Origin of the sequence: Nocardiopsis chromatogenes YIM 90109 (genome assembly GCF_000341185.1) — a bacterium.
GTDB classification, from domain to species: Bacteria; Actinomycetota; Actinomycetes; order Streptosporangiales; family Streptosporangiaceae; genus Nocardiopsis_A; species Nocardiopsis_A chromatogenes.
In genome coordinates this window covers 20,823-27,836 of the sequence record NZ_ANBH01000162.1, presented here as the reverse complement: position 1 = coordinate 27,836, position 7,014 = coordinate 20,823, and the positions used below count along the sequence as shown (strand labels likewise).

Here is a 7,014-nt window from a genome sequence, read left to right as displayed (position 1 = left end):
GCAGTAGGGCCTGATCCGAGAAACACGCCCTAGTCCAACCCCTGCCGCTCCAGCAGGTCGTTCACCGCCTCCTGTTCGCCCTCCAGGAACGACCCGAAGCGGTCGCCCTCCAGGTAGGCGTCGGTCCAGTGGTTCTCCTCCAGCGCCTTGCGCCACTGTGGGCTCGTGCGCATGTCGGCGAGCATGTCCGTCAGCTCGCGGCGGCGCGCGTCGCCGATGCCCGGCGGGGCCACCAGCCCCCGCCAGTTGGTGAACTCCAGGTCCAGGCCCAGCTCCCGCAGGGTCGGGGCGCCGATGCCGGGGACCCGCTCGGCGCCGGTCACCGCCAGCGGGCGCAGCTCTCCCGCCGCGATCGCGTGCCGGTACTCGCCCGCGCCCGCCGCCGCCACGTCGATCTCGTGGCGCAGCAGCGCCGCCAGCGTGTCGCCGCCGCCGTCGTGGCGCACGTACCCCAGGCTCCCCGGCTCCAGCCCCAGCTCCTCGCCGATGAGCAGCAGCGCCAGGTGGTCGGGCCCGCCCCGGGTGGAGCCGCCGCCCAGGCGCAGCACCGTGTCCGGGTCCCGCAAGTCCTCGGCGAGCTGCCCGAAGGCGGTGTAGGGGGAGTCGGCCGGGACCAGGACCACCTCGGGCTCCTCCAGCAGCCGCGCGATCGGCGTGGTGTCGGCGGGCGTGTACTGCGACCCGCGCACCTGCGCCCCCGCGACCAGCCCGAGGCCCATCTGCAGCATCAGGTGCCCGTTGCCCTCCTCGTGCACGGTGCGGGCCAGGGCCGCGGTGCCCGCCCCGCCCTGCAGGTTGAACACCTCCGGCGCCCCGGCCGTGCCCGGCCCGGCGGCCAGCGCCTCGGCCACCGCGCGCGCCGTGGTGTCGTACCCGCCGCCCGGCGGGTTGGGCACCATCAGCCGCAGCTCGGGCGGGCGCGGCTGGGGACCCCACGCCGCGAACGCGGTCAGCGCCGCGGCCGCGCACAGCACGAGGGCGGCCCCGGCCGCGAGGAGGGGTCGCGGTGACCTGGGGCCGCCCGGCATGTGCGCTCCTTCGTCCTTACGGCCTGGTGGCCGTGTCCTCCTCCGCCTTCTCCGCGCCGTCGGGGGAGGAGCCGCCGTCGGCCGCGGGGCCCTTCGCGCCCGTGCGCAGGCGCTTGACCAGCGGCCACACCAGCACGACCACGGTCAGCCCAAGCAGGGCGGCCGAGTACGGCGAGGTCACGAACGTCGTCCAGTCACCGTAGGAGATCTGCAGCGCCTGGCGCATCGACCGCTCCATCATGCTGCCCAGGATCAGCCCCAGGATCATCGGCGCGGCCGGGAACCCGTTCTGCCGCATCAGGTACCCCACGACGCCGAAGCCCAGCAGCAGCCACAGGTCGAACACCGAGAAGCTCAGCCCGTAGACGCCGACCACGCAGAACACCACGACCAGCGGGATCAGCACCGCCCGCGGCGTCTTGAGGACCTTCGCGAACAGCGGGATCAGCGGCAGGTTCAGCACCAGCAGCACGATGTTGCCCACGTACATGCTGGCCACCAGGCCCCAGAACATCTCCGGGCGCTCCGACAGCATCATCGGCCCCGGTGTCACGCCCAGCACCAGCAGCGCGCCCAGCAGGATCGCCGTGGTGCCCGACCCCGGCACGCCCAGGGTGAGCATCGGCACGAACGACCCGACGGCGGCGGCGTTGTTGCCCGCCTCCGGGGCCGCGACCCCCTTGGGGTTGCCGCTGCCGAAGGTGTCGCCGTCCTTGGCGATGCGCTTCTCCATCGAGTAGGACAGGAACGAGGCCACGGTGGCGCCCGCTCCGGGCAGCACGCCGGTGAAGAAGCCCAGGATCGACCCGCGCCCGGTCGGCCCGGCGATCCGGCCCAGCTCGCGGCGGTTCAGCCGGAGCGAGCTCATGGAGCCGTCGGCGCCGCCCGCGCCCCGGCGGGCCAGCATCGAGAAGACCTCGGCCAGCGCGAACAGGCCGAGCGCCACGATGAGGAACTTGACCCCCTCGTACAGCTCGGGCATGCCGAAGGTGAAGCGCAGGGTGGCGGTCTGGGAGTCGATGCCCACCAGGGACACCATCACCCCCACCACCGCGGCGATCAGGCCCTTGGTGATGTTGCGCCCGCCCAGGGTGACCACGGCGGTCAGGCCCAGCACCATCAGCGCGAAGTAGTCGGCCGGCCCGAAGCTGACCGCGAACGACGACAGCACCGGGGCGATCAGCATCAGCAGCACCACGCCGACGGTGCCGCCGGTGAACGAGGCGATGGCGGCGATGGCCAGCGCCTTGCCCGCGGCGCCCTTGCGCGCCATCGGGTAGCCGTCGAAGGAGGTGGCCACCGTCCCGGCCACCCCGGGCGCGTTGAGCAGGATCGACGAGGTCGACCCGCCGAAGATCGCCCCGTAGTACACCCCGGCCAGCATGATGATGGCGGTGGTGGGGTCCATGCCGAAGGCGATCGGGATCATCAGCGCGATCGCGCTCATCGGGCCCAGCCCCGGCAGGATGCCGATGACGGTCCCGGCGAGCACGCCGATGAAGACGAAGAGCAGGTTCTCGGGGGTGAAGGCGACGCCGAACCCGGCCCCCATCTGCTGCAGAGTTTCCACGTGCGACTCCTCAGTCCAGAAGGGTGCGGCTCAGAAGGGCAGCGGCCCGGTCGGCAGGGCGACCCGCAGGAAGTCCGACATGGCGAAGTACAGGACCGCCGAGACGCCCACGGCCACCAGCGCGTTCGCCCAGTGCCGCCGGTAGCCCAGGTACCAGGTGGCGGAGGCGATGTAGGCGGTGGTGGAGATGAGGAACCCCAGCGGCTCCAGCAGGGCGATGTAGAACCCGATGGAGGCCGCGAACAGGGCCAGCTCCTTGCGGGGGTCGGCCAGGCGCCCCAGCGCCGGGCGGGCGGCGGCGGGGCGCGCGGGGGCCCCGCCGCCGGTCTCGGTGGCCTGCGCGGGTGCCGCGCCGGCCGTGCCGGCCGTGCCGGCCGTGCCGCCCGCGTCCTCCCCGGAGTCGGACCCGGCCTGCTCGCCGGTGTCCTCGTCGGGCTTCTGGAGGAACAGCACCGCGGCCAGGACCAGCAGCACCGCGCCGAGCCACTTGGGCAGCGTCGCGGGCTGCACCGGCACGCTCACCGCGGTGAACTCCTCCAGGGTGAAGGCCAGGTACAGGTAGACGACGGCGAGCACGCCGACCGCCGCGCCCAGGACGCGGTTGGAGAAGGTGAACGGTTTCATCGGCCCTCCCCGTCCTCGATCAGCCCGATCGTCGTGAGGATCTCGGCGGAGTCGGTGCTGGACCGGTCCAGGAATTCGCCGAAGTCCTCGCTGTCCATGTAGGAGTCGGTCCAGCCGAGCGCCTCGGTCTGCTGCTTCCAGGACTCCTCCTCGGTCATGTCCGTGAACAGGCCCTCGTAGTAGGCGACCTGCTCGTCGGTCATGTCCGGCGGACCCATGACGCCGCGCCAGATGTCGTAGGTGAAGTCCACGCCCTCCTCCTGGAGGGTGGGGGTGTCGGGGAGCGTGGAGGCGCGTTCGGCGCCGGAGACCGCGAGCGGGCGCAGGTCGCCGGACTCCACCAGCCCGGCGGCCTCGGAGGCGCCGGTGACCACCGCGTCCACGTGCCCGCCGACCGCCTGGGTCATCGCCTCGCCGCCGCCGTCGAAGGGCACGTAGTTGATGGAGGTCGGGTCGATGCCCGCGGCCTCGACCGCCCCGGCGAGCGCGACGTGGTCCATGCTGCCGGGGGAGGAGCCGCCCGCGATGCTCACCTGCCGCGGGTCCTCCTCCAGCCGGTCCACCATGTCGCCCCAGGACTCGATGGGGGAGTCCTCCGGGACGAGGTAGACCATGTACTCGGTGGCCAGGCGCGCGATCGGGGTGAAGTCCCGGTGGTCGTAGACCGACCCGCCCATCAGCGGGACGAGGCTGATCGGGGGGCTGGTGACGAACAGGCGGGTGGGGGTGTCGGGGGTCTGGGCGACGTAGGCCCACCCGATCGAGCCGCCGCCGCCCGGCTTGTTGACCACCTGGACGGGCTCGTCCACCAGGCCGCCCTCTTCGAGGACGCGGCCGGAGGTGCGGGCCAGGGTGTCCCAGCCGCCGCCGGTGGCCGCGGGGGCGATGATCTCGATGGGGCGGTCGGGCTTCCAGGGGCCGCCGCCGGTCTGCTGCCCGCCGCCGGTGCCACACGCGGTGGCCGCCAGCGCCAGTGACGCCAGCGCGGCGGCCACGGCGACAGGACGTGCGCGGAACATGCTGTCTCCAGGTACGGGGTGCGGGAATGGTGCGCGGGCCACAGGCCCACGTGAGGTGACACACATGTAAACAGCGCGAAATCCCCTGGAAAAGCGTTGTGTCGGTTGCGGGGACAGTGGTCGTAGTGGATGTTCCGGTCGTTGTGTTCACGGGCCGCCGCCCGGCCCGGCCGGGTCCCCCCGCACGCCCGTGACATGCGACGATTGCGCGGCACACCGTCGGCGGCGATCGAGGAGGGGCGCGTGCGCGGCAGGCTCACCCTGGCGGGGCAGTTCCTGCTCCTGCAGCTGGCGATCGTGGTCGCGCTGCTCATCGCGGTGGCCGGGGTGTCGCTGGCCCAGGCGGATGCCCGGTTCCGCGCCGAGGAGGGCCGCCGCATGCTCACCGTCGCCGAGGCGGCGGCCGCCACCGACGTGGTGCGGGTGGGCCTGGCCGACCCCGACCGGGTCGGCATCCTGCAGCCCACCGCGGAGAACCTGCGCTCCCTGGCCGGGGCCGACCACCTGGTCTTCGCCGACGACCGGGGACGGGCCCTGACCTCGCTGGGGGCGGGCGGCTCGGAGGCCGCGGGCGCCGACGCCGCGGGGGCGCCCCTGGACCTGGGGGAGAGCCGGGTGCTGTCCGGCAAGGCGTGGATCGGGGTGGTGGACCTGGACGGCGACCGCGCGGTGGTGGCGCACGTGCCGGTGATCGCCGACGACGGGCGGGTGCTGGGCTTCGCGCTGGCCGGGCGGGATGTGCCCGGCCCCGCCGCCAGCCTGGCCGGGTCCGCCCCCGACCTGTTCGTGTACCTGGGCGTGGCCTCGTTCCTGGGGGTGGTCGGCTCGCTGCTGCTGGCCCGCCGGGTCAAGCGCCAGACGCTGGGCATGGAGCCGGGGGAGATCGCCGGGCTGGCCCGGCACCGGGAGGCGATGCTGCAGGGCATCCGGGAGGGGGTGCTGGGCGTGGACGCCCAGGGCAGGGTGGTGCTGGTGAACGCGCCCGCCGCCGAGCTGCTGCGGCTGCCCGGCGGCGCCGCCGGGCGGAGCCTGGAGGAGCTGGGCGTGGAACCGGACACCGCCGCCGCGCTCACCGAGCGCGGGCAGGCCCCCGACCGGGTGGTGCTGATCAACGGGCGGCTGGTGACGGTGAACTGCATGGCGCTGGGCCCCCAGGGCGCGGACGGGTCGGTCACCACGCTGCGCGACCACACCGACCTGGTGGCGATGCGCGGCGAGCTGGACGCCACCCGCACCGCCACCGAGGCGCTGCGGGCCCAGGCGCACGAGTTCAGCAACCAGCTGCACGTGATCGGCGGGCTCGTCGGGCTGGAGGCCTACGAGGAGGCCGCCGAGTACATCGCCCGGGTGGGCGGCGCCCGGACCCGGCTGACCGAGGACGTGGCCGCGCGCGTGGCCGACCCGTCGGTGGCGGCGCTGCTCATCGCCAAGGCCAGCCTCGCCGCCGAGCAGGACACCGAGCTGGTGGTGGCGCCCGGGACGGATCTGCCCCAGCAGGACGGGGCGCTCTCGGCCGACCTGGTGACGGTGGTCGGCAACCTGGTGGACAACGCGTTGGAGGCGGTGCGCGGGCTCCGGGACGGCCGGGTGGAGGTGGAGCTGGCCGGGGCGGCGGGCGGCGTGCGCGTGCGGGTGCGCGACTCGGGGCCGGGCGTGCCGCCGGAGCTGGCCGAGGAGGTGTTCCGGCGCGGGTTCAGCACCAAGGGCGGGGGCGGCCGCCGCGGGGTGGGCCTTGCGCTGATCCGGATGGTGTGCGAGCGCAGGGGCGGGGAGGTGCGCGTGGAGGGTGCGGAGTTCACCGCCGTGCTGCCCTCCGCCGGGCCGGGGGGCGGTCCTGAGGCGTCCGAGGAGGAAGGGGGGCGGGGGTGATCCGCACGCTCGTCGTCGACGACGACTTCATGGTGGCCCAGGTCCACCGAAGGATGGTGGAGCGGGTCGCGGGCTTCACCGTGGTGGGGGAGGCCCGCACCGGCGCCGAGGCGCTGGAGCGCGTCCGGGAGCTGCGCCCGGACCTGGTGCTGCTGGACGTGTACCTGCCCGACATCGGCGGCACCGAGGTGCTGCGGCGGCTGCGGAGCGGGGACGGGCCGCCGGTCGACGTCCTGATGATCACCGCGGCCCGGGACGCCGAGACGGTGCGCCGGGCCCTGCACGGCGGCGCGGTGCACTACATCGTCAAGCCGTTCGCGCCCGAGACGCTGCACGAGCGGCTGCTCCGCTACCAGGAGGCGCGGGGCGTGCTGGAGGGCGGCGAGGCGGCCCAGGAGGACCTGGACCGGGTGTTCGGCGCCCCGCGGTCCGGGCAGGCGCCGCCGGGGCAGGCCAAGGGCGCGGCGATGCCGAAGGGGTTGACGCCGGAGTCGGCGGCGCTGGTCCGGTCGGAGCTGGAGAAGGCCGGGGCGGACCTGTCGGCGTCGGAGTGCGCGGCCCTGACCGGCCTGTCGAGGGTGAGCGCGCGCCGGTACCTGGAGCACTTCGTCCAGGAGGGCAGGGCGGTGGTGCGCCTGAAGTACGGCACCGCGGGCCGCCCCGAGCGCAGGTACCACTGGGTGCCGGGAACGGAATAGGGCGTGGTCCACGCGCTTCCTCGGTCGTTGACGGCGGACCCTGTATCGGCTGCGGATACGGCGAGGGGTGCCCGTGGTCGGCGTGTGCGGGCCGGGTGCACCGCCGGGGCCCACGGGCCGGGGTGTGCCGGAGGGGCCGCGCGTTCTACGCCGCGACCCGGCACGACCGGCTGATCGGTGCCCCGGTCGAGCGGCCGCCTGGTGGC

At 74.4% G+C, this 7,014-nt stretch carries 6 protein-coding genes; 2 read left to right on the top strand and 4 right to left on the bottom strand.

Annotation, left to right across the window (positions count from 1 at the left end):
• Nucleotides 1-29 precede the first annotated feature (29 nt).
• Genes D476_RS0116900 through D476_RS0116885 form a run of 4 tightly spaced genes read right to left on the bottom strand, consistent with a single transcriptional unit; the run spans nucleotide 30 to nucleotide 4,241 of the window.
• A complete protein-coding gene (locus D476_RS0116900) occupies nucleotides 30-1,028 on the bottom strand; it encodes a tripartite tricarboxylate transporter substrate-binding protein (RefSeq protein WP_017625112.1) in 999 nt (332 codons plus the stop codon).
• Nucleotides 1,029-1,044: 16 nt separating this feature from the next.
• Entirely contained in the window at nucleotides 1,045-2,598 is a 1,554-nt protein-coding gene (locus tag D476_RS33600) for a tripartite tricarboxylate transporter permease (protein ID WP_051061766.1), read from the bottom strand.
• A 30-nt stretch (nucleotides 2,599-2,628) separates the two neighbouring features.
• Entirely contained in the window at nucleotides 2,629-3,222 is a 594-nt protein-coding gene (locus tag D476_RS0116890; protein WP_017625110.1) for a tripartite tricarboxylate transporter TctB family protein, read from the bottom strand.
• Complete coding sequence (locus D476_RS0116885; protein ID WP_017625109.1) at nucleotides 3,219-4,241, bottom strand: Bug family tripartite tricarboxylate transporter substrate binding protein; 1,023 nt, start codon at nucleotides 4,239-4,241, stop codon at nucleotides 3,219-3,221. Before D476_RS0116885 ends, D476_RS0116890 begins: the two co-directional genes overlap by 4 nt.
• Nucleotides 4,242-4,436: 195 nt before the next feature.
• Between D476_RS0116885 and D476_RS0116880 the strand changes: the two genes are divergently transcribed.
• Nucleotides 4,437-6,110, top strand: a complete 1,674-nt coding sequence (locus D476_RS0116880; RefSeq protein WP_040726526.1) for a sensor histidine kinase — start codon at nucleotides 4,437-4,439, stop codon at nucleotides 6,108-6,110.
• Nucleotides 6,107-6,808 carry a response regulator gene (locus D476_RS0116875; protein WP_017625107.1) on the top strand — a complete coding sequence of 234 codons (702 nt, stop codon included), beginning with the start codon at nucleotides 6,107-6,109 and terminating at the stop codon, nucleotides 6,806-6,808. Before D476_RS0116880 ends, D476_RS0116875 begins: the two co-directional genes overlap by 4 nt.
• The last annotated feature ends 206 nt before the right edge of the window (nucleotides 6,809-7,014 follow it).

Excerpts from the sequence above, each read along its gene's own strand:
- D476_RS0116900 (WP_017625112.1), bottom strand. The coding sequence starts at position 1,028 with ATGCCGGGCGGCCCCAGGTCACCGCGACCCCTCCTCGCGGCCGGGGCC.
- D476_RS0116890 (WP_017625110.1), bottom strand. The coding sequence starts at position 3,222 with ATGAAACCGTTCACCTTCTCCAACCGCGTCCTGGGCGCGGCGGTCGGC.
- D476_RS0116885 (WP_017625109.1), bottom strand. The coding sequence starts at position 4,241 with ATGTTCCGCGCACGTCCTGTCGCCGTGGCCGCCGCGCTGGCGTCACTG.
- D476_RS0116880 (WP_040726526.1), top strand. The coding sequence starts at position 4,437 with ATGCGACGATTGCGCGGCACACCGTCGGCGGCGATCGAGGAGGGGCGC.